Annotated in this window: 19 protein-coding genes; 8 read left to right on the top strand and 11 right to left on the bottom strand. The window is 41.6% G+C overall.

The genetic code is table 11. The features are described 5' to 3' along the window. Positions 1 to 12 precede the first annotated feature (12 nt). Both R2R71_RS19875 and R2R71_RS19870 read right to left on the bottom strand, forming a co-directional pair. A complete protein-coding gene (locus tag R2R71_RS19875) occupies positions 13 to 1,374 on the bottom strand; it encodes a hypothetical protein (RefSeq protein ID WP_316833037.1) in 1,362 nt (453 codons plus the stop codon). A gap of 37 nt (positions 1,375 to 1,411) precedes the next feature. Beyond that, on the bottom strand, positions 1,412 to 2,983 hold the full coding sequence (locus R2R71_RS19870) for a hypothetical protein (protein ID WP_316833036.1): 1,572 nt from the start codon (positions 2,981 to 2,983) through the stop codon (positions 1,412 to 1,414). Positions 2,984 to 3,298: 315 nt separating this feature from the next. On the opposite strand from R2R71_RS19870, the gene R2R71_RS19865 reads away from it, so the two are divergent. Beyond that, on the top strand, positions 3,299 to 3,535 hold the full coding sequence (locus R2R71_RS19865) for a hypothetical protein (protein WP_316833035.1): 237 nt from the start codon (positions 3,299 to 3,301) through the stop codon (positions 3,533 to 3,535). An 80-nt stretch (positions 3,536 to 3,615) separates the two neighbouring features. Here the strand turns inward: R2R71_RS19865 and R2R71_RS19860 are convergent, their stop codons facing one another. The 5 genes from R2R71_RS19860 to R2R71_RS19840 all read right to left on the bottom strand — a co-directional run bounded on the left by R2R71_RS19860 (position 3,616) and on the right by R2R71_RS19840 (position 14,348). Further along, a complete protein-coding gene (locus R2R71_RS19860) occupies positions 3,616 to 6,894 on the bottom strand; it encodes a carboxypeptidase-like regulatory domain-containing protein (protein WP_316833034.1) in 3,279 nt (1,092 codons plus the stop codon). Positions 6,895 to 6,912: 18 nt separating this feature from the next. Further along, entirely contained in the window at positions 6,913 to 9,411 is a 2,499-nt protein-coding gene (locus R2R71_RS19855; protein WP_316833033.1) for a phosphocholine-specific phospholipase C, read from the bottom strand. A 19-nt stretch (positions 9,412 to 9,430) separates the two neighbouring features. Then, a complete protein-coding gene (locus tag R2R71_RS19850) occupies positions 9,431 to 12,640 on the bottom strand; it encodes a TonB-dependent receptor (RefSeq protein WP_316833032.1) in 3,210 nt (1,069 codons plus the stop codon). 123 nt (positions 12,641 to 12,763) lie between these two features. Beyond that, positions 12,764 to 13,750 (bottom strand): FecR family protein, encoded by a 987-nt coding sequence (locus tag R2R71_RS19845; RefSeq protein WP_316833031.1) that lies wholly within the window; start codon positions 13,748 to 13,750, stop codon positions 12,764 to 12,766. A gap of 52 nt (positions 13,751 to 13,802) precedes the next feature. After that, positions 13,803 to 14,348 (bottom strand): RNA polymerase sigma factor, encoded by a 546-nt coding sequence (locus R2R71_RS19840; RefSeq protein WP_316833030.1) that lies wholly within the window; start codon positions 14,346 to 14,348, stop codon positions 13,803 to 13,805. A 253-nt stretch (positions 14,349 to 14,601) separates the two neighbouring features. Here R2R71_RS19840 and R2R71_RS19835 point away from each other — a divergent pair, with 253 nt between their 5' ends. From R2R71_RS19835 to R2R71_RS19825, 3 genes are all read left to right on the top strand, one after another. Beyond that, positions 14,602 to 16,020: an inorganic phosphate transporter gene (locus R2R71_RS19835; RefSeq protein WP_316833029.1), complete on the top strand. Its 1,419-nt coding sequence runs from the start codon at positions 14,602 to 14,604 to the stop codon at positions 16,018 to 16,020. 21 nt (positions 16,021 to 16,041) lie between these two features. Then, positions 16,042 to 16,863 (top strand): universal stress protein, encoded by an 822-nt coding sequence (locus R2R71_RS19830; protein ID WP_316833028.1) that lies wholly within the window; start codon positions 16,042 to 16,044, stop codon positions 16,861 to 16,863. A gap of 260 nt (positions 16,864 to 17,123) precedes the next feature. Beyond that, on the top strand, positions 17,124 to 17,471 hold the full coding sequence (locus R2R71_RS19825; protein WP_316833027.1) for a glycoside hydrolase family 43 C-terminal domain-containing protein: 348 nt from the start codon (positions 17,124 to 17,126) through the stop codon (positions 17,469 to 17,471). Between the two features lie 58 nt (positions 17,472 to 17,529). On the opposite strand, the gene R2R71_RS19820 is transcribed toward R2R71_RS19825, so the two are convergent. The 3 genes from R2R71_RS19820 to R2R71_RS19810 form a co-directional block, all read right to left on the bottom strand. Next, positions 17,530 to 17,901 (bottom strand): PKD domain-containing protein, encoded by a 372-nt coding sequence (locus tag R2R71_RS19820; RefSeq protein ID WP_316833026.1) that lies wholly within the window; start codon positions 17,899 to 17,901, stop codon positions 17,530 to 17,532. A gap of 220 nt (positions 17,902 to 18,121) precedes the next feature. Then, complete coding sequence (locus tag R2R71_RS19815; RefSeq protein WP_316833025.1) at positions 18,122 to 18,667, bottom strand: hypothetical protein; 546 nt, start codon at positions 18,665 to 18,667, stop codon at positions 18,122 to 18,124. An 844-nt stretch (positions 18,668 to 19,511) separates the two neighbouring features. After that, positions 19,512 to 19,775 carry a helix-turn-helix domain-containing protein gene (locus tag R2R71_RS19810; protein WP_316833024.1) on the bottom strand — a complete coding sequence of 88 codons (264 nt, stop codon included), beginning with the start codon at positions 19,773 to 19,775 and terminating at the stop codon, positions 19,512 to 19,514. Positions 19,776 to 20,160: 385 nt separating this feature from the next. On the opposite strand from R2R71_RS19810, the gene R2R71_RS19805 reads away from it, so the two are divergent. The 3 genes from R2R71_RS19805 to R2R71_RS19795 all read left to right on the top strand — a co-directional run bounded on the left by R2R71_RS19805 (position 20,161) and on the right by R2R71_RS19795 (position 21,732). Beyond that, positions 20,161 to 20,415 carry a response regulator transcription factor gene (locus R2R71_RS19805; RefSeq protein WP_316833023.1) on the top strand — a complete coding sequence of 85 codons (255 nt, stop codon included), beginning with the start codon at positions 20,161 to 20,163 and terminating at the stop codon, positions 20,413 to 20,415. A 391-nt stretch (positions 20,416 to 20,806) separates the two neighbouring features. Next, positions 20,807 to 21,232: a hypothetical protein gene (locus tag R2R71_RS19800; RefSeq protein WP_316833022.1), complete on the top strand. Its 426-nt coding sequence runs from the start codon at positions 20,807 to 20,809 to the stop codon at positions 21,230 to 21,232. Then, positions 21,229 to 21,732, top strand: a complete 504-nt coding sequence (locus tag R2R71_RS19795; RefSeq protein WP_316833021.1) for a 2'-5' RNA ligase family protein — start codon at positions 21,229 to 21,231, stop codon at positions 21,730 to 21,732. The genes R2R71_RS19800 and R2R71_RS19795 overlap by 4 nt, the downstream gene beginning before the upstream one ends. Positions 21,733 to 22,016: 284 nt before the next feature. On the opposite strand, the gene R2R71_RS19790 is transcribed toward R2R71_RS19795, so the two are convergent. Then, the gene (locus R2R71_RS19790; RefSeq protein WP_316833020.1) at positions 22,017 to 22,313 is read right to left on the bottom strand and encodes an energy transducer TonB; all 297 of its coding nucleotides are present in this window, start codon (positions 22,311 to 22,313) and stop codon (positions 22,017 to 22,019) included. A gap of 231 nt (positions 22,314 to 22,544) precedes the next feature. On the opposite strand from R2R71_RS19790, the gene R2R71_RS19785 reads away from it, so the two are divergent. Further along, entirely contained in the window at positions 22,545 to 23,159 is a 615-nt protein-coding gene (locus R2R71_RS19785; RefSeq protein WP_316833019.1) for a Crp/Fnr family transcriptional regulator, read from the top strand. Positions 23,160 to 23,327: the final 168 nt, after the last annotated feature.

The following is a 23,327-nucleotide window of genomic DNA, read 5'->3' as shown; positions in this document are numbered from 1 at the left end:
TAACTGATTTATCTACAAAGTTAGCTTTACAATTTCCAGCCTGAACCTTGCATCAGTGGCGTTAAATAAGTTTTCCCGCTTTTGATAAACAACTGCATAATAAGCACCGTTGAAGTATTGACAGGTACCTAAATCAAGCTGTTCATACTGACCGTTGGGATAATCCGCGGTGGCATATTTACCAACAGACTTTGCGCCATTTGCATTCATGATGGCCAGTGCTGAATATTTATCAGGTTGTACAAAGTTTGATGGGGAATAACTATAAAGCATGTAAGCAGTTCCGTCAGGGGTAAACTTTACTGCAGCACCTGAACCTTCAACAGGTCTGGTACCAATTGCTGCTTTACTCATTAAATTCCTGCCGATATCTTCAGGGATGGCGATATCGCCATATAATTTAGTGAACTGGCTACTCCCCTTTTGCCACTGATAACAATGCACTTTATTAAAGGAGAGATAATTACCGGGTGCATTCTCTGCAATAAGAACTGTGTATTTATCTCCGGAAAGGCTGCTCGCTATAATCATATTCCCACTGGTGAAATTCGCGGCATTAAGCCCAGGCATTTCCGTTCTGGTGATGATATCAAAACTAGGTTCATTACCTGTTTTAGAGATAAAAGCCGGGTTATTTTTCAAGATGGAGAAGTAGACTTTTGAACCTTCCACGGAAAGCAAAAACTGATTAACCTCGCCATTAGCAAAACGCATCGCATCATAACCCCTCCAAATCGTTGGATCGAGGCGCCATACATTTTCTTCCACCTTAAAATTACCCACCGCGGGAAAGGCATATGACAATACGTAAGCTTGTTTTCCACTACAACCTACTGTCATCGTTAAGCCGCCATCACCATACCAGTTTATTGGCCTAACTGCTGGGGTAGTATAATCTGTATTATTTCCGGCAATCGCCCCACTATCATCCTGATATATGGTAACGGTATAATTACTGCCTTCCATTTTCATGTAAACTGGTGTATAGCTTCCCGGAATAAATCTTGAGCTATAGCAAAAGGCATAACCACCCCGCTGCAAACCAGTGGGTGCCGGTATGGCCTCACCCGGGGTGAATTTCACTTTATAAGTTTTGTTTCCCTGTACCGCGTAGAGCTTATAATCTTCACTATACAGTAGTGCTAACTGATTACCGGTAACACTGAGATCGTAAGGCGTAATTGCCCTGGAGCCCGGCAAGGCAGACTCGGCACCGATAAAGGGAATAGTCCCAACTTTTTTCCAGCCACTGGATTCATTGATTAATGGGCCAGACTGGTTTTTTTCAGCTTCTGTTTCAAAAGCTCCCTTCTTACAGGCACTGATAAGTAATAAAAGTAACAGGGAGAATTGTCCAATACGAACTGACTTCATGATTTATCGTTAATTTGTTGAAATTGAAAAATAGGGACTAATGACCCGAGCCATGACAAGCCATGCAGACACTGGTTGAAGAACTTCCTGATCCGTTAGTTTGTGTACGACGGGCGCCACCGATCGTATAAGTCGTGTTATATCCTTTATCAAACACATCTTTTGTGGTCACCGTACCACTACCTTTGCACCAGATACAAACCCCTGCCGTACTTTTTGTCCTTAAAGGCTTGCGTGTATCCTCCTTATCGCTCCCATAAAAATCCGCTGATAATATTCCCGAGGCCGCCTCCGTTTTTATTTTAGCCCTGAGTTCCATCACCTCTTTATGCCACTGCGCTTTATCGGCTTTTACCCTCGCAATCGTTTCATCATAAGCATCAGGTAAAATCTTTGGATCAACCAAAGCAAGCATATAGTCAGGGTCATCCAGTTTTAATACAGCAGCTTTACGGAAAGCATTGCTGACATTACCACTTTTCATACCAACTGAAGTATCGTAATCATCAAAATATACCAATACCCGCAAATCCTGATCAGACGCTGCGATTAAACGGCTATATCCAATTCCAGAATCTTTAAGCCTGGATAAGACATATTTATCCGAGCGGAGCAGTTTTCCACTAGCGGATGAATACCTATCCAGTCGCTTTTCAGGAATCCACCGGTAAAGGGTATCACTATTCGCCGAAAACCAGCAAAAAGCATCAAAGAAGCTAGGTTCGTAACGTACTGAAGCATCATTCTCGAGCAATACACCCTTCTTTCCTTTTTCCGTATAAATCACCCAATCGGCAAAGAATGCTTTTCCATCCCTTGAACAGACCATCTTTTTGAAATTTTCATAATAGGAAATTTCAAAGGAAGACAGTTTTTCCCTTCGGCCATCTTTAAGTTCTATCCGGTAAGCGTTAACCTTTGTCTTGTTATTTTTAGGCATATAGGCATCGGTAATGATCAAATAGCCATCCCCCCGGAAAAGTATTCTAGCGGATAGATCCTTATAATCCTTCTTTAACTGATTATAGAATTCCCCATATTTCTCATAGTGTAGACCTTTATAACTAACTGAGTCTGGACGATGGCGATTGCTTAACATTCCGGTAGATAGCTCAAAACTTTTTGCAGCGGTACTGACCACATTATCCTTAAAGTTAAATTGGCCGAAATCATCCCAATGGTTAAAGCCTTCATCGGTATAATAATTCATCGCCAGCAGGATCTGTTCCTTATCCTTTACCGTTTCAGGAAGATTATTTCTGAAAAAACCAGTATATATAACCTTTCCTCCTTTCTCGAGGCTGCCTTTGCCCTGGCGCATGCCTAAAACGTAATGCCCTTTATAAACCGTACTGTCATTATAAAAATAGGTACCTTCCCCATCAAAAAGACCATTTAGCATACCGCCCTGGTATTCTTCGCCACTGACCGTTACCAAACGGCCTGCACCATTAGGCAAACCACCTTTAAAACTTCCCTGATAGATACTTCCTCCGGCAGTTTTAAGCATCCCGTTTCCATTTTGACAATCCCCACTGATACACTGCGCCTGTATGTTTTGAAAATGCAATGCAAGGATAGCGAACAGCATTAATATTTGGCATTTCATTAGCATCGGTTTTAAGTTGTAAAAATACTTAAGGCAGCTAACAGAAAAATACCCAGCAGTGGGTATTTTCTATGCTAGCATAATGCATTTCAATAAAATTTTGATTCCGGGACACTGTTTGATGCTGGCAGGGCAATAGCTGAATCCCGGATAGTTACCTCAAAAAGGATCAGGATGGCTTTTACCAAAGACAGAATGGTTAATTGGGTTGCAGTAAACAAGTTACCCGAATCGGCAGCTTAACGAATGAAAAAATAGTTTTCAGGGTGAAACATTTTTCATTGCCATTGGTTTTTATGCCAAGAAAAGACGACGATGGAAAGTATAGCACACATTGCAGCAGACCAGCCTGCGATATTAAGCGTAATCAAGACGAATGAGCGGAAAGTTAGCTTAGTTGGTTACAGGCGTACAAGAAAGAAAACTGAAGCAAGGATAATTCACCTGGGATGCAAAAAGGAGATTAGTGACAGCGTTTACAAGAATATTCCCGGAAGGATTGCAGACCTAAGCATTCCAGTTCCGAAAAACGGCCTAGCAGGTTTGCTTTGAGAAAGATGAAAAATCTCCTGCAGTAAAGTGCCTTCAAAAAATTAGAAGCTTATCTAATGAGCAAGGATATATTGTGATTACTATTCCCATATGTATCTAAGCCCCATCTGTATCGTGTAGCTAGAATTGAGACTATTATCACTGCGAAAGCTTTCTGTAATAAGCTTTCCACCGACTGTAGCCATATTGAATCGGGGTAGGATTGTTCCATTTGCAGTTATCTTATCCAGGTTAACAGGAATCAGCAGAGCGGAGCTGTTGGGCAGCTTTTTTAGTCCCCAATTGTTGTTAAAAAGGTTACCCATATTCATTACATCCACACTTAGCTCCAGGCGATGTTTATTTACTTTCGGTTTGACAAAGAAAGCGGCAGCAAACCGAAAATCAAGCTGATTGCGCCAAGGCAACATCGCACCATTACGCTCTGCATACTGACCCTTTTTGTTTTTGAGATAAGCATCCTGATTGATATAGTTAATAAATGCTTGTTTCTGTGCCTCTTCGATATAGATTACCTCTTTTCCGTTCAGGAGCACTTTAAGCGGATCAAAACTGATCCCGGAAGCATCTTTGGGCACATAGATCAAGGAACGGTTAGTGCCATCCCCTATAAGGTCACGCGAATAGGTGTAGGAGAACCGGCCTTCAGCGCTTCCCTGGTAAACAAGTGACACATTCAAACGTAAGGCTTTGGACACTTCAATGGGGTAGTTAACTGTTGACACTATACGTCCAGGAACAACATAGCTTGCATAACTCAGGGCGGGATTATTAATACCATCCACAGTTGGCGTTGCATTCAGTGCAGACAATGTCTGATCGCCATCCCCGTCATTATAGTTCCTGGCTGTTGACCTGATATAAGAAAAGGAAAGTTCAGCTCCTGATTTAAACTTTTTGTTAAGCGAGAAAAGGGCAGAAAAATAGTAGCCGCCTGAAGAGTTAGCAATCTTTACCATATTCATTGCCGAGGTACCATTCGGGTCTGGCTGTCCGGCTGAATTTAACGGGTTGATAAATTTCATTTGATTTTTCTGCGGATAAATTAACCTATGATCTTCATAACCCGCAATATTCATACGAGTGGGTGTTACCAGATTTATATCCCTGAAAACAATGGTTCTGATATCTTTATTATAAATTGCATCCACACTCAGCCGGATACCGCCGACAAAGATGCCCTCCAAACCTAAACTGGACTTCCAACTCTGGGGCATCTTGAAATCTGAAGAAAGCATACTGCTGACCGATGGCACGACTTCTTTCTGGTTACCGTTAACCTGAAACTCCGGGTTTGGATTAAAAGCATGCGGTGTATTAACCTGTCCCTGCCAGGTCTGGCTAATCTGGCCAACGCCAGAATAACGTGCCTGACTTATGATCCATACAAAAGGAATACGTCCTGTGAAAATACCTGTACCACCCCTAAGCAGCAAACTGGACTGTTTAAAGAGTTTATAATTAAAGCTAAGCCTGGGTGAAAGCAGGATATCCGAAGCAGGCAACCGGCTAGTATTAACTTGCTCACTGCCAGCAAAGACTAACCTGGATAAACCGGGATGCTGAGGCAGGCTTTTGGGAAATCCAGAGATATCTGCCCGAAGGCCGAAATGCATCATGCCCCTGGTTCCCAAACTAACATTATGCTGTAAAAATCCTGAAACGTTTAAATAATCAAATGCATAAACTGGCGGAGATTGATCCGCATTAGTGGAATAGGTCAAAGCATAATCCTGGGGTTTTGCCCCATTTTTGAAATCGTCCCAGGAGGCAAATGTATAATAGCCTGTACCAAAAGGCATATAGCTATTACGGGTATCCATATAATCAAATTGAAAACCTGCATCCCAACTATTTCGACCTGGTTTCCAATGGAGTATATCGCTTATTGAGCTTAGTGCGACTTTCCTCCGGTTGGCATAAGAATATGGCTCATAGCCAAAGGAAGTATAAGGAATACCATCCTTTAGGATATCTACAAAAGGAAAAGGGTTACTCTCTGACTCCCGCTGTTCGTTTTGAACTGTATACGATGTGCGAAGCATATTGGACAATGCGCCTGAGAGTTTGTAATCCCATTCCAGCGCCAGGGAATAAAATGCAGAACGTGTGCTAAAATTTGAATTGGAAAAACTAAGCGCATTGATAGTTCTTCTCCCTGCACTGGCCGCAAAAGGTGTTAGCGGACTACGTGATCCATTAAGCATTTCTGGCCGGGTACTATTGAGCTGATTATAACGTAAAGTAAGCGTGTTATTTTTGGCAATGTTCCAATCTGCCCTAATCAGAAATTTTTGACTACGGTTTTTGAAATCATAGCCTTGGTAATCGCCTGCCTGATAGCCATAACTATCCAACAGGTAATGACGTATTTCATCCAGTGCAAAGGTAGTGGGCCTGGCCGTATTTGCCGAACTTCCGTATGGATTATCCAATGTAGCTGCCTGGAAAGCCTGAGGCTGATAGATTTCTTTTTCCTGTTCGAAACTGAAGAAATAAAACAAGCGGTTTTTGATCACCGGTCCACCAAGCCTGAATCCATACAGTTTATAATCCATTGGCCGCTTATCTAGCTGTACACCACCTGGCTGATATCCATAACTGTTTTCATTACGAAAATAAGTATAGCCTGCTGCCTGAAGCTGGTTGCTACCCGAGCGGGTTGTGATATTAAGTGCGCTGCCAATAAAGCCGGATGCCCAGATAGCACTATAAGGTGCAGGGTTTAATGAGAACTCTTCTATAGCTTCCAGCGAAATGGGCTGTGCACCATTGCCTGGCAGGTTATCTCCTACACCAAAGTTATTATTGAACTCCGAACCGTCTATAGTAATAAAATTTTGACGGTAGTTACCGCCTGCGATAGCAGATCCAAATGCATAAGGGCTAAGGCGTGTAAAGTCTGTAATGCCCCGCCTGATGCTGGGCAGGGTATTTATGGCGGTCTTATCTAAATTTAAGGTTCCTATATCAGTATTCTTTTGCTGAATAGCGCTTGTCCTGAGCGCACTTACCTTCACTTCCGCCAATATCTTGACCTGCTCGCCTAGCACAATATGTATGACTAGCGGTTCATCCAGTTTTAAATAAAGATGCTCCTGACGATAAGGTAAGAGTCCGGTATAAGTAACTTCTAAAAGATAAGGACCTCCAGATTTCACATCCGAAATCTGGTAGGCCCCTGAAAAATTACTCGCACAACCATAAACCGTCTGTGTCGGCAAATGCGTAAGGCTAAGCGAAGCACCGGATACAATCCTCCCTTCAGCATCTTTTATGGAGCCTGATAATGAGGTCCGGGTACTTTGTGCCGCAGCAGAAAAACCCGTAATTAGCAATAGCAAAAGCCATAACCGCATAAGGTCAGTGCAAAGTATTTATACTATGTTACCCATTAAAGGATCTGTTTTTCCTTCCCTACCGGTTTCAACACGTCCAGCAAAACGTTCAATAAAAGTATCATCCCCTTTTACGCTTATACTGAAATCATACCAATGAAAGTTTTTAGCAATATCAAGCTTTAGTGCTGTTTTACTAAGTGGTTTGAGCTGGATTTTTTGCGCTGCTGCTTTATAGCCAGTATCTTTAATTGATACCTCAAGCATTTGTTTGCTGGTATTATTAAGCTTAAAAACAAGGTTACCCGTCAGTTTCCCTCCGCTTTGCTCATAGCCACATTCTACCTGCAGTGCGTCGCTTTTTTTGCTACCGGCAAACTCCCTGAAAAAACCATTCGGCCCGTGTATTTTGAGGTGATAATAGCCACCCTCGAAATCTTCGATTGGGTAAAGATCCGAAAGTACATCACCAGCCTTAACGGTATAATCCCATACACGGAGTGCTTCCCCTTTAAAAGGGTTCATCGCATAAACAGTAAAGGCTGATCCCGCTGACTGCGCTCCGAAGACTGTATTTGCTGCCTGGAAACTGAGTTTATAAGCACCCCCCTGACGACTACCATTTACATACAATTCATAAGGTAAAGCGCAGGCCGGACGGATACCTTTCTCCTGCTGAGGAAAGTAAGCGGAGCGCTGATGGTTAAGGTTAACGGTATTCACCTCCTCCACATTTAATTTTTTAAAGTTATCGGGAAGCTCCTTAAACTTTGCAGAATAGATGGTTTTGATGAAAGGCGCTTTTTCCAGCCTTTGTGGCTGTTTGACTGCTTCACCCTGATAAGGCCTGAAAACAGAGGTAAGATCCCCGCAAATGGTTCTTCTCCATGGTGTGATATTTTCTTCAATAACCTTTTTACCTGATTTTTTCTCGATGAATTTTTCCAGGAACTGCAGCGATGAGGTATGATCAAAAACTTCTGAGCAAACATAACCACCCCTGGTCCATGGAGAAACTACGACCATCGGTACGCGGTAACCCAGACCAATTTGACTTTCACGGATATTGCTTTCTTTCATCGATGGATTGGTCTGCTGATCCTTTGCGGCATAATCCATCAGGGTATTAATACCACTGGAAACTTTACCTGAATGTTCCTTAAAGGGATGTGGTGGTACAAATGGCGGGACGTGATCAAAGTAACCATCATTCTCATCATAGGTCATAATGAATATCGTCTTTTTCCACTGCTCAGGGTTCTTTGTAAGAATATCCATCACCTCACTTACAAACCAGGAACCAAACCATGGCACGCCTGGATGGTCAGAGAAATTGGCTGGGGTCATTAGCCAGGATACCGTCGGCAGCTTGCCCTCATCCACGTCCTTTCTGAACTGATGGAGGATATCACCTTTTGGAATATTCAATTCCCTTTCTACGCCCTTATCATCGTATTTCATTGCTGCCAGCTCATGAAAATCCGGATCATTACTATTAATACCGAAAGCTTTGGCATTAAGGCTTTTTGATTGATCTGATAAAGCATTATGCTGCTCAATCGTATAGCGCTTCATCTCCGCCTCTGTTTTTTCGAGTAGTTTTTTCATTGCTGCCAGTTTATCCTGTTCCTCTTTGGTTAGGTTTTGTGCAGCAGATTCCGATAGCTGTTTCAGCAGCAATTCCCTTTTATCTTTTAGATTGGCAATTGCCCCTGGATGTAAACGAACATTATATTGCTCGAAATATTCCATGACATTGGTCCCGAAATTACTCAGCCAAGAATTCGATTCCCCATTCAACCCAAAGCCCATAGTGAGCTCATTCTGGTAAATTTTCCAGGACACCCCATGCTCTTCTAAACGCTCAGGATAAGTTTTCCAATTTAAGGTCGGTTTATCATAATTATTGATGTTCCATACATGCGCAATGCCCTCAGGTTTATTCTGCTCCCGAACTGTCCCAGTCATCCAGTAATAACGGTTAGGATGTGTACCGGCAATTACCGAACAAAAATTCTGGTCACATACTGTAAAGGCATCAGCCAAGGAATAATAGAAAGGAAAATCCTCTCTCTTGCAATAGCCCATGGTTAAAGGCATATGTGCATATGTGGGTTTGTATGCTTTTTTAACATCCAGCCATTTATCATATTTTCCCCCATTGCGTGCATCCGTCTGGTCGGTCCAATTATGTGGGGTCGAACCCATCCATGCGATTTTAGTTTCTTTGATATTCAGGTGCCACGGGGCGTAAGTTTCCCCATCTTTATTGGACTGGAGCCAAACTTTGTTTTTATTGGCAAGGGTAATCGCCCTTGGGTCATTAAAACCCCTCACGCCTTGCAGCATACCAAAAGTATGATCAAAGGAGCGGTTTTCCTGCATTAAAAAAACTACATGCTCTGCATCATAAAAAGTACTCCCCAGCTCAGGGTTGATGGCCAGTGCCCTTTGAATGGAAGGGGGAAGCACTGTGCTTAAGGCAGCGCCTCCTGAGAGGAGGGCTGCCTTTTTTATAAAATCTCTACGTGTATCCATGCATTTTAATTGATTCTTTTTAAAACGAATACCTTGCGCCAAGCTGCAGCTGATATGGTGTACCAGCCGCCTGGGTTACCCCTACGTTCTCATTCACACGGTATTCATATTGTTGTTTTGTTTGATCGAAGCGTGTTACCAGTAATAAAGTCTGATCACCCAGATTGTAATTCACACCCCATTTTTTGTTTAACAGGTTGGCAAAGTTGAAAGCATCGAAACTTAAAGTCAGCTTCTGGTTTTTATAGGTTTTAAATTCCTTTTGTAAACGGATATCAAAGGTGCCTGAGAATGGGTTTACCCCGCCATTACGATCTGCAATCTTACCAAGGCTTTTTAAGATGTATTCCCTTGCCCTGTTATCCGGATTGTTCAACACCTTTTCCATAGAAGCTTTAACGCTGGCACTCGTTGCCGGATTAGCCGGATCAAACACAAAGGCCAAATCATTATCATTTCCTGGACCACCCACAAAGTCACCATTCAGATCTGCATCAACGGTCATCGAATAACGTGTTCCGCCAATACCCCTGAATGTCGCACCTAGAGAGAAACCTTTCCAGGTTGGGGTACTACCATAAACCACTAGTTTATTACGGTACTGGTTATCAGAATAATCAATTGCACTCAAGTCCCTTGGATCAGATTTTACCGGTCTGAAAGTGGAAGTATTGGCTACGTTTCCATTATAAGAGGAATTATCTTTAGCATCATTAAGTGTATAACTTACATTCAGGTAACCATCTTTCAGGTAACGGAAACTAGCATCAAAGATCATTGCCTTTTGTTTTAATACTGCTCCATTGGTCAGCATCAACACCCTGCCCACTTCACTGGTTTTTCTACCCAATACGTTATTGGTAATCCCAGCCGCAGTAATGGATGCAGCTGGTACAAAAACGCCTCGGTTTTCTTCGTTCGCTAACCTGAAATATGGTGCATCTACCAGGTTACGATCCAGGTAAACGTAATTATTGGTTGTATATGAATAAAGCAAGTTCAGTCCCAAACGAAGCCTGTCACCAATAATCTTATTATAAGATAAATTCGCCTTGAAAATCGAAGGCATTTTGAGGTTAGGATCATTCAGGTTAATGGTTGATACATATGGAACACCTGCAATAATTCCTGGCGCTGTTGAAGGGTCACGTCTATAAGATGGGAAATCCGGTACGGGTACCAGGCTGGTTCCAGTTGCAGGACGGGAAACATCGATTGAAGCGACCTTGGTCCCGCTATTCTGAATATTGTTAACTTGCGCATAATTCACCGGATAAGAAGAGAATAAACCACCACCTAAGCGGATAATGTCTTTTTTCTCTCCATTTACATCCCAGGTTAACTGCAAGCGTGGCTGTATCTTACCAGCATCGGTAATGCGGCTGTCTGTACGAAGGCCTAGCGTACGCTCCACAACCGGATTATAATCGGCCTGTGTTAGAAAGCTGGTTACATCATAACGCAAACCTAACATGGCGTTTAAATTCTTGGCAAGATCAAACTCGACCTGTCCAAATAATGAAGCATTTAAGATGTACTGTTGTACAGAAGGGATTCCATTGATAGGTGCTTCCCTGGCATACCTTGAAGCATTAAGGTTATTGAAATCTGCTAAACTATTAAAGATAAAACGGCCATTCTGCTCACTTGAGATATAAGTATCCATATAAGTCAGCGTATTATCCGTACCGAAAGTAAACTTGTACTTATCTACCGTGAGGTAAGAGGTATTAATGAGCTGGAATTGATTCTCTTTATTGTTTTCAGGAAAAAAACGCTGACCACCTAACTGTACTGTCCTGCTACCCAAGGTGCCATTTGGCAATGTTGAGCGGACGGTTACAATTGCCCTGGGAATATTAGCTGAAGGCAATTCGCTATTCGGTACATAATCCCTTGTTGCGGACTGATACTGTAACTTGAATTCATTTAGAAAAGTTGGGCTGAACTGGGAGCGTAAAGCAACCAGGGTTGTATTTTCCCTGGATTTGAAATCTCCCCAAACCTCATATAAATTGATATTGGAGTTATCACTATTACTCACCGGATTTAACCAGTCGCTGTAATTATTACGGATAGTCAAACGGTGTTTATCGTTAATCTGCCAGTCAATTCTTGCAAAAAAGGTATTGGCCAGGGTTTTGCGTTTGAATTCACCTACCTGAGGCCCACTACCTAAACCGTATTTAGCCCTTCCGATATTAATCACACTATCGAGTGCACCTTTGCTGATACCAAGCGAAACCTCATCATCCTTGTTTTGTATGTCGGCGATAAAGAAAGGCATCGTTTCATCCTGACGATCAAGGGCTGTGAAGAAATGTAATTTATCCTTAATCAATGCACCTCCCAAGCTGAAACCATACTGGTTGGTGGTAAATTTCTGGGTGCGTTTATTTCCCCTGATATCGTATGGGCTTGCGAGAAAATCAGAACGGTAATAATCGAATACTGAGCCACTGAGCGTATTGGTACCGGATTTGGTTACCGCACTGACTGTACCACCACCTTCTCTACCGCGGCTTACGTCATAAACGTTGGTCGCTACCTCAAATTCGCGTATAGCTTCCAATGAAAGCGAGTAGGGCCCGCTTCCGATAGCACCTGAAGTTAAGTTATTTCTAGCACTTGCACCATCGATGACATAATTGGTAGAAGAAGCTCTTTGGCCACTGATATTCGTTCCATTAGTAGTAGGCGCCAATGCAGAAAGGTTATTAAAGTTTCGGTTCTGCGTTGGTAGCTGCTGGATACTCTGGGCTGTAATAGCCGTACTGGAACCAAGCCTGTCAATACGTTTCGCTAAACCATTAGCGCTTACCGTTACTTCATTAAGTTCACTGGCGGTCTCCTCCATGCGGAAATTCGCTACAATGTTATCGCCCTGATTTAATGAAAAATCAGATCGGATCTGTTTTGGATAGCCAATAAAGCTCACGGTAATGGTATAGGGTTTTCCAAGGGGAAGTTGAATCAGGTTATAAAGGCCATCTTTATTGGTCGATGTTACGGCCCGAAAACCAGTAGATTCATTTTTGATAACTACAGAGGCGCCAGGAATAGCCGAACCCTTTGCGTCGGTCACTTTTCCTGAAAAGGAAGCATCTGTAGATTGGGCAAAACTGCTGATACCCATTGCCGTGAATAAGGCCGTGAGGAGTATAAAAATATAGGCTTGAAAGGTAATCTTTCTTCGCTTTTTTTGGTTTAACTGGTAATAATATTGCATATTTAATTTTTTAATTGATTTGTAGGAATTGATTAAGAATAGACTGCACTGCTACAGTGCGTTCTAAAGGCCGGTTCTCTATAGCAGTAGATTGCCGGTCTTTTTTATTTTCAGCTTATTTTCTCATAGGCCTGGTTTAATAATTAACATCTGTTGGTTTAATTCATAGCTCATACCGGTTTTCTTAGCCAGCATACGCAAGGTTGATCTGATATCCGTCCGGGCTAGTTCAAGGGTATATATTCGGTGTTTCCCAGCAGTATCCCGGACTTTAACTTTGAGGTTGTAAAGCCTTTCCAGGGCGGCCCCAATTTGGACCAAGTCTACTTCTTTCAGGTATGTAGACTTGCCAGACATCCAGCCCAGGTAGCCTTCAGCACCTTCGTTTGCCTGTATTCGCTGCGAAGTTTGCTCGTCATAGCCCAAGGTTTCCCCTTTTGTTACCCCAGCGCTTAGCATACTAAAACCACTTTTACCCTGGCGTTCTACTTTTACTTTTCCACTCGCTACAGCAAGGGTATATTTCTTCTCTTCCGGGTATAGCCTGATATTAAAAGAAGTACCCAGTACTGTAGTGCGGTATGCACCACTCGTAATCACAAAAGGCCTTGAAGGATCACGTTTGATTTGGAAAAATGCCTCTCCTTTTTCGAGTATAATTGAACGCTTAGCATCTTTTCCAAAGTTTTCAGGTACGCGAATAAGTGTTGCAGCGTTCATTCGGATAGAGGAACCATCAGGCAGGCTGATCTGTCTTTGCTGGGCGTTTGTAGTAGCATATATACGATCAGCAGCAGTCTTTTGAATAGAATTTACGGCAAAGAAACGATAAGCAATCCCTGCTAAGCCAAGCACTAGCATTACTGCGGCGATTTTTAAAAGCGGTACTCCCGTAGGCTGCTTTTTCCGGGCAATAGTCTGCTGGATATTAGCAAAAAGCAGTTCCCCTATCTCCTTTTCTTCGGTAGAAGTAAACGGCAGCTCCTTAGGCTTTGATGTCCTTTTTTCATCAAACCAGTTTTCAATAACTTTTTTGCTATTTTCATCCAGTTGCCCTTTTCGGTAATGTGCAAACTGCGAGGATAAAAATTTCGCTCCTTTTGTTCTCATTCGCATCTATAGCGCATGAACAGGCAAAAAGTACTTTAAGAAAAGGTTACCATTAGGTTAACTTTAGACTACTACGCAGGCGTCTCATCGCCTCAGAGATATTATTCTTTACCGTTTGCTCGGAAAGTGAAAGTTCTGCAGAAATATCCCTAATGGATTTATGTTCGTAGCGACTTAGCTGAAAACATTTTTTCATATTGAGCGGCATTTTGTAAACTTCCTGTTCGATATCAGACTCAAGCTCTTTGCTAATCAACAGGTGCTCAGGATTATTAACAGCTTTCAATCGGGCTATTAGCTCTTCCATTCCTTCCAGATTAACCTTATTTTTTCTGAAAAGGGAAATGATTTCGTTGCGTGTAATTTTAGCTAGATAAGGAAATATGCTATCGCCAACAACTAGGTTTTCCTTGTTATTCCACATGGTGACGAAAGCATTTTGCACAATATCTTTACTTTGTTCTGCATCATTTATCTGGCTGAGCACCAAACGATACAATGAGGACCAATACCTATCAAAAAGTAATTTAAAGGCCTTTTCTTCTCCAAGGCAAATAGCTTGCAGTAAATCCCGATCTGTTTTCTGATTAATTAGCATTTATTCCGCTAAGGTACTTTTATGCTATTAAGGGAATATTAAGGATTCTGGTATAAATATATTGTTACATCTACCAAAACCCTACAATGAGAAATTAGCATATATAAGGAATGATAAAAAAATAAAGTACTTGAAAGCGACTTGCGATTTTAAAAACTGAAAAATGATAACAATTATTTAACATAAAAGACATCAAAACAGAACCTCACAGGCGGTAATTTGAGGTAAACAGTCCTCTATACCTTATTTGTTTATGTTTCATACCAGCATAATCCTTTTACTTTTTGGTGATACCGGTTTAAGTACACCACTCCTATTGATCTTCTTGTTGTGCCTACTGGCCGTTGTAGGCTTCGAATTTGTTAACGGGTTTCACGATACAGCTAATGCAGTAGCTACCGTTATCTATACCAAGGCTCTAAAGCCTATTGTTGCTATACCCTGGTCGGGTTTCTGGAATTTTATGGGTGTTTTTACCGGTGGAATTGCGGTAGCAATGGGCATCTTAAAACTCGTTCCGCTCGATGCCTTAATGAACCTGCCTATTGGTGTTGGGGCATGTATGGTGCTGGCTGTGTTGCTTGCTTCGATTGCCTGGAACCTGGGAACCTGGTATTTGGGTATCCCCTGCTCGAGTTCCCATACGATGATTGGTGCCATGATTGGCGCCGGACTAGCTTTCACCTGGTACTATGGTGGTAAGGGTGTTAACTGGGGAAAGGCCGAGGAAATAGGGCTATCCCTGATCCTTTCTCCAATAATCGGATTTGGGCTGGCTGTTTTGTTGATGTATTTTCTCAAACACATTATTAAATATCATGCACTATTTCATATCCCCCATGGTGAGAATGACCGGCCTCCACTAATCATACGCGGCCTATTGATTACCACTTGTACGCTGGTGAGCTTTTTTCATGGCAGCAATGATGGACAGAAAGGCGTAGGACTGTTAATGCTTATCCTGATTGCCTTTTTACCTGCAAAATTTGCAGTTAACCATAATATTTCTAACCAAACTGTACAGCAGGAATTAAACAAGAGCGAAAGAGCCATGATAAGCATTGCCCGCTTAAATCCAAGCCAAAGCATTAACCTGGATGACTTTCATCGTAGAATAGAAAAAGCAGAAACGCACCTCGCTTTAAAAACAGAAACCGACAAAGAACATACCTATCAGTTCAGAAAGCAAATCGAAGCCATCATCGGACAACTGAAAAGTACCGAGGAAAACAAAGCAATCAATATTAGCAAGGCGGATAAGCAAACGCTTTCAGAAAGTAAAAATGAACTTTCCAAATTAGTTGAATTTGCGCCTTTATGGGTAATCCTAACCATATCAATTTCCCTTGGCCTGGGCACCATGATTGGATGGAAGCGGATCGTAGTGACTATAGGTGAAAAGATTGGCAATGAACACCTCAATTATGCCCAGGGTGCAACCTCTGAAATTGTTGCTGCATCAACTATTGGCCTGAGCACTGCATTTGGTCTTCCTGTAAGTACAACCCATGTGCTTTCGAGCGGCATAGCCGGTGCAATGGTTGCCTCAGGCGGGAAGAAAAACCTTAATAATAACACGCTCAAAAATATAGGTCTTGCCTGGGTGCTCACTTTGCCGGTATCCATCATTCTTGCTATCTTGTTATTTGTATTGTTTCACCTTTTTATTTAATTGAATATTACGCATTCCGTTATGAAACAAATCCTGGTTGCTACAGATTTTTCAAAAAGTGCAGCGAACGCTTTTGCCTATGCCTTGTCGATGGCCAAAGTCCTGAACATGGAAGTTACCGCAATACATGCTATCCATCCTACAGAAGGCATCAATAACAGCACCTACAATGCCATTTTTATTGAGTCGTATTATCAGAATAAAAGGACAGCGCTGGAAAAGTGGACACTGGATATCTCAAAAGCAAAAAACCTTGAGGATATTCCAGTTAAAACGCTATGTGAGGTTGGTTTTCTAAAAACGGTGATCTCAAAATATACTAAGTTAAGCCCTGTTGAACTGTTAATTATGGGCATAACAGGTGCTACTGGGATAACCGGTATCGTGGGGAGCAATGCAAGTATGGTAGTAGCCAAAATGAAAATTCCAACCTTGATCGTACCCATAGAAAGTAATTTTCCGTCTCAACCGGTCATCACGCTGGCTACAGATTATGAAACCAGGTTATCAAAGAAAGATGTCCAGGCTTTAACTGAAATGCTTAAGGCAGCTGGTTCATCAAAAATGCAAGTCATTTATGTAGCTGAAAACGCTAATCAGGAGCATATTGTTAGTGGGGAAAAACATATCAGCGAATTATTACCGGATATACAGGTAGAGTTTAACTACATCAGACATAGCAGTGCGCCAAACGGAATTATGGATTTTATCGAGCAAAATCATACGGATATTCTTTGTCTGGTCAAACACCATCATAATTTGATTTATCGGCTATTTACCAGCTCAACGGTTAACAAGGTGATGAACAGGTCGCTGAAGGCTATCCTGGTGCTACACGAATAGGCTGAGAATAAAATTAAAACGGATCGGTATATCCACACCAATCCGTTCATAACCAAATATAAGCCTAACGAGCAGAAGGCCGATGCAAAGCTAAAAGCCCTGTTTTAATTTAATGTTAACTAGAAATGAATAAGCGAAAACAGTCCGAAGTGGGATGGCGTTAACCGTTAAGGGGATCATGTTCACTTTTCATTGGTTTGAAGATGGTGTCTCCTGTATATAAATCTTATATATTCATTAAATTTGCTTAGAAAGAATCTATGAAAATCTTATTTACAATTTCCCTATGCCTGATTTTCTCATTAGGCAAGGCCCAGACTGCTAAAGAGCTTATTGGGAAGTGGAAGCTCGTCAAACAAACCAATAATGGTATCTCAAGCACTCCGGATAATACTTTTCAGGTATTTATGGATGGCGGTGTATTTAATGGCATCAACGGAAATAACTCAAGAAAGGGAAAATGGAAATTATCTGATGACAACAAACAGTTGACCATCAAAATCAGTATCATCTCAATAGCCTTTAACATAGATTATTTTGATACTAAAAAACGCATCATCAGCAGCAGTAAAACAGGTACGCTAGAATACGAGAAAGTAGAAGAATAGTGAGCTGATTGATAATCTTTATGTCTTAAACTGTAAGTGAATATCCCGGTATAATCTATTAATTTACGATAACCTGCCTAACAGGGTTGACCTCACAGCTTCCTTTACCATTTTGCAGGCTGATCCAAGCCTTTACCTGGTATGTGCCTGCAGCAGCATAAGTGTGGCTTATAATTCCTGTCGAAAGTGTTTGCGTTTGTCCATCACCATAATCAATTCTCATTGAAGCAACCTGAAGTTTTCCTGAATATGTTAAGTTAAAATCGACTTTACGGGGATCCTGATCATTAGTATTATGCTTAAAGCTGACATAAAAAGATTGTCCCAGGCAATCAACAGCACTTTCGGCGGCCTTTCTGCATGAGTTGAATAACAATGGAACACTCAATAAAGTGATAACTAAGAAGTAGAAGGATGTTTGTCTTTGCATGGGCTCATTATTAAGGGCAACTGGTAAATATAGACGTTATAAATTTTAGTCGGAAAACTGTGCCTTCTAGGCTAAAAGATCGATAGTTAAAATTACAAACAAAGTTATCTAAAATAACCAAACATAGACATTAAACTGTTGATAATCGAAGCAGAATCTAACCATAAGCCATCGCATTGCCTTTGATTAATTTAATGGGCTCAGCGGAAATGCGCTCAAACTATTTTAACACGACTCCATTGATTTTCAGCCTTGTCCAGTTGCCAGGATAACCCTGTCCTCTGATGTAACTGTTCACGTAAGGGTGCCCTTTAAGATTGATGTGATAGATGTAGTCAAAAGAAAAGCTGATTTTATTCTCGGTTTTTTCAGTTACTGTTACCTGCTGGTCTATATCGTTGCCTGTGCCGTTGGTAAAGAACTGATCGCCAAGTTTTGCATTGAAGTCTCCAAGGATAACTTTTGTATCAGGAAACTTTGGGTCACTGGATATGAGTTTACCATTTTCATCGATGCGCAGGTAACTGGTAGCTAAGGCATCCCCCCCAATAAGTGAAACGAATTTATAATAAAGCTTTCCACTGATCAGCACGCTGTCTTTGATTTCAGTGTAGTTCTGATTGTTCATATACCAGAGGTTACCCACCTGCATGGGCAAGAAAGTGTCTGAGGCTTTGGGCGAAGGTGTCGCTAATGGTTTTTTGCAGCTGATTAGCATCGTAAGAACTAAAAGTAAGCTGCCGATTTTGAGCATTATGTTTTTCATGGTTTGGGTTGTAGGGTTTTATTTTAGCAAACGGTAGCTACCGCATTATCGCTACAGCAGCCTGAAAATATTGGCGGATTATATTGATTTTAATCTGTAATGGAAAGCAGCGAACGCCCTACAGGTTGATGACATGATTTTAAGCAACAATGGAAAAGTAATCTTTAAAAAGATCTTATTGACGGGGAACTTGCAACATCACTTATAATAAGAAGTATGATTTTGCGAACAGGCTATCTATAGAATTAAATTCACAAATGGGTCTTGCAAATTTAAATCCTAAGCTTGATGGAAGAAAAATATCGGGAAGTTTCTATAACCATAGCTTTTCTTTGTCATTAGGCTACTCTTTTTAGTTTCCTGCCGATTTTTTGACACCCTTCGTAGTTTTCATTCTTTGAATTATATACTTGGTTGAAGCGGGAAAGCTTTGGAAAAGCTGTTTTTTTTATACCATTGAAGGTACTCTTAAAATATAGTAGAATGGTACCTGGCAGAACATTAAAGAAGCAAAATCATTAATCAGGATAGGGTTAAACGAAAAAAGAGGCTAAAGCCTCTTTTTTCGAATTCAACATTTTTTGTCGGGGTGGCAGGATTCGAACCCTATAAAATAAAACCCTATATATCAAACACTTACAAAAATATTCCCGGTTCACCTACAGAATAGGTGCAAAGTTTTGTAACATGAAAGTTACGCAAAAAATCGGGTGTTTTTTTCCTCTTCAATCCTCAAATCTGGAAACTGTTTTCACTTATAAATTTAAGGATTTTTTTTTTTAAAAAAACGGGAAAGTGTTTTTTATGTTGATTTATTTCGAAGTGGTTCGAAGGATACCTGTACCTACCCTTGCATCAGGAGTTCAATATCGGAATGCCTGTAATACATTAACCCACCTACCTTTGAAAAACGGATGGCTCCTTTTTTGCGCAAGGCAGCAAGGGTGTTTGGGGAAATAGATAGTAGTTTGATCACTTCGTAGCTTTTTAGCCACTCCTTGTTAAGTGGCGTTTTTTTTACGCCATGACGAAGTTTTCTGATTTCTTCAATGATTAAGGTTTTAAGATCTTCAATATCTTGCTTGGTCACAATTTCGGTTAGGTTCATATTGATAAATTTTACTAGTGAATATGCAGGACAAGATCCGCGTTACGTATTTGCCAAATACTCTACTATAGGCCGAAGTAAATTTAAATATTGCTCAAGTTACAATTTTCAAATATTTATTTACAATCCTAAGCAGCTCGTATCTAGCAATTCGACTTAGGTTTGGACTAACAAAATTCATTTACCATGAAGCTCACCGTAAGATCTTTTTTGCAATAAATAATTTTAAAGGCTACTATGCTGGTTAACTGATGATGATAATCCAAAACGAAATATTATTTGTTTTTTCAGCCTGATAGTATAAGGTTTTGCTGAAGTGACAAATATTTATCATTGCTCAGTGCTAATTCTGCACCTTTGGAGCCTAAATGGCTGATAAATGGAAGTGATTAATTCTGCAACCAAGGGCTTTGCTTTGGGCACAAAGGTAACGGTGGCCTTACCGGCTGTTTTTTCTAAAAGGGAGCTGGAGATACTCTGGTTAATGGCCGAAGGACTGGACAGTGAGCAGATTGGTGCCAAGTTGCACGTAAGTTTATATACGGTTAGGACCCATCGGCGCAATATGCTCATCAGGCACAATTGTCTCAATACCGCTGCGCTGATCGCTTATGCTTTTCGAAAAGGTATTATCAGTTGAATATAACCCCAAAAAGAAACGAATAGCCGGAGCGCGAAATTTTAAGCCGGAAACAGGAGGCATTGAGGGCTAGGCTGGCAAGGGAAATGCAGGAAATGCTTACAGCAAGCGGACACTACCTGAGTGCAGAAGAGCGATGCTGCTCAGCCATTTGGTGCGTCTGGTCTCGGCAATTGTTTCTTTTGAAAATTTAGCCGCGGTTGATCATTTTTTTTTTTGTGGTAAAATGGAATTGGAAGCTTGTACCGACCAATGCGATTCAGCTTTAAGTGGCCTGATTTACCTCATCGTGTTTCCTTTGCAAATAATTAGCATCTTGATGCATGATTTAATTATTTTTCAGCAGCACTCAACTATCTTGAATATTTGTTGTTATCAGCATATTAAATTTATGCAAGTACGCTATAGAACTTCTCTAATGCAAAACCTCGCCCGGATTGTCCTGGGTAGCATAATGGTTTTTGCAGGTATCGGGCATTTGAGTTTTGCCAGGATAGCCTTTCAGGCGCAGGTACCTGAGTGGATTCCTTTTAATAAGGATTTAACGGTATTGCTTTCCGGCCTCTTGGAAATCCTTCTAGGTATGGCACTACTTTTTTGGAAAAGCCACCGAATACAAATGGGTTTTATCCTGGCAATATTTTTTGTGCTGATTTTTCCAGGGAACCTAGCCCAGTACCTCGGGCACAGGAATGCCTTCGGACTCAATACCGATAGTAGGCGCTTACTGCGCCTTTGCTTCCAGGCAGTGCTAATTGTTTGGGCTTTATGGTCCACGGGTGCATGGTTATACTTATTTGCCCGGAGGCGCAAATGACACGTTCATTGATTTTAACACTGCGGCTGGATCAGGAACATCAGGCTTTTTTTGATGGGCAACGTGAGGCATATTTCCCTCCAGAGCGCAATTTCCTTGCTGCGCACCTGACGCTGTTTCATCATTTAAAAGATGAACCGCGTAAAGTGGAAGCAATTGAAGCATTGCAGCAGAAGACTTTTATGCTAGAGGTCACAGGGATGAAATTCCTAGGCGCAGGCGTGGCGTACGCGCTCGAGAGTGAAGTCTTACTAGATTTGCGAAAAACTTTGGCGAACCAATTTTGGGATGAGCTAAAGCCGCAGGACCGTCAAGGTTTCCGTCCACACATTACCGTGCAGAATAAGGTCTCAAGTGTGGAAGCAAGGAAATTATATGAAACCTTGAAAGCAGGTTTTGAAAGTTTTCAGGTGGAGGCTTTGGGACTTGATCTATGGCATTATCACGAAGGGCCCTGGGAGCATTACCGTTATTTTCCTTTTCAAAATGCTTTAAAATAAGCCAGACACCGCAGTGCTGTGGTGGCTGGCTAAACCAAATAAATGATGATAAGTAGATGAATTAGGTTAACAATGCTTGATGGGGATTGTTTGCTCGCATCGTAATTTAATTTTTTTATTCCTTGCCGGGAACCGGGTCTTGCTGTCTGGGCGCCTGCTGGATTAGGATTGTCAATTATTATAAGGCAAAGCACTAGAGCCTCCCTAAAACGGCTGGGCAGCTATTCATTTTGCCGGGTATGAGAAAAGGCAAATTCATTCGCAAGTCGGCCTCCTCCCCTGCCTTATTGTTGTATTTGTTTTTTTTTAATGAGCTGTATCGAAATTTCATCGCAGTCATAACCGAGGGGTTTAGTGATTTCTATGTTTTTGGTGTTTCCATCCTTATCGATTGCAAACTGAATAGTGACGCTTGCGATGATCACTTTACTTCTGGCGACCTTAGGATAGCTTAAGCGGTCGAAAATGCTTTCATCGCCAGCAATGGCCTCCACCGGAGATGCATGTTTTTCCTCCCTACTTACATAAAGGTGCTGTGTCGATGATTCGAGGTTTTTTAAAGCAAATAATTTAGCCTTCAATCTTCTTTATCTAGCCCTCTGGATTTAATACTGAAATTTTCACAATACCGGTAGAAGCATGCTTTTCATTTCAATTTCCTGTTTGATCGTCCCGATGAGGTCCATGCGCTTTCCCGGTGTCGGCCAACATTGGAAACCCGGCAGTTTGACTGATGCGTAAATAAATCAACGGCGCACTTGCTTTGTTGGTAACAAAAAAGTTATCTTTCAGAAAACTAATACCGTTAACAAATGTCAGAAACTGATTCGCCTTTACGCCCCCTTTTCGATCTCTTCCGATCGATGTCCACTATATCGGATGAACTCATTGCCGACTATGAGATGCATTGCTCGGTCATTAAGGTACGAAAAAACAAATATGTCGCCTCTCCGCTGGACCAGCATGAATCCCTTTTTTTAATAACAAGTGGCCTTTTGCGGGGATTTATAAAAAAAGGAGGTAAGGACATCACCACCCAGTTCAATTCAGTAGGCGAAATCATCGGCGTAATTCGTCATCCGGCGGGCGCGAAAGCCCATCACCATGAATATTTGCAGGCGCTGGAAGACAGCGAGCTTATTGTCATACCTTATTCATTAATTGAACGGGCTTATGAACTTTACCCCGAAAGTCATATTATCGGCCGAAAGACTTTTTCTAGGCATTATTATGCCGCTTCCGAACGCTCAATTTTGGCACGATATCCCAGTGCTACAGACCGCTACCATCTTTTTTTGGAAAGTTCAGCAATAAGCCTGAACCGGATTCCGCTCCGCTGCCTGGCGAGCTACCTGGGTATACGTCTGGAGACACTAAGCCGCATACGCAGCACGAGTGCATTGGGTAGCAAACAGAAATCAGTTTAAAAATCACCTGCGCCACATAAGAAATCCTAATGGGAACTATACACATTCAGTCCGGTATTAGGAATCTTTAGCTATTACGCGGTCGAGTAACGATAGGCAGCGGCTGCTTTATCGGTGATCGCAGACCGATACCTAGCTAAACTCAATCGCATTGCATGTTGCATACCA

The organism is Pedobacter aquatilis, assembly GCF_032678405.1.
GTDB lineage: Bacteria > Bacteroidota > Bacteroidia > Sphingobacteriales > Sphingobacteriaceae > Pedobacter > Pedobacter aquatilis_A.
Note: the sequence above shows the minus strand (reverse complement) of the source record. Positions and strands in the feature narration are given on the sequence as shown.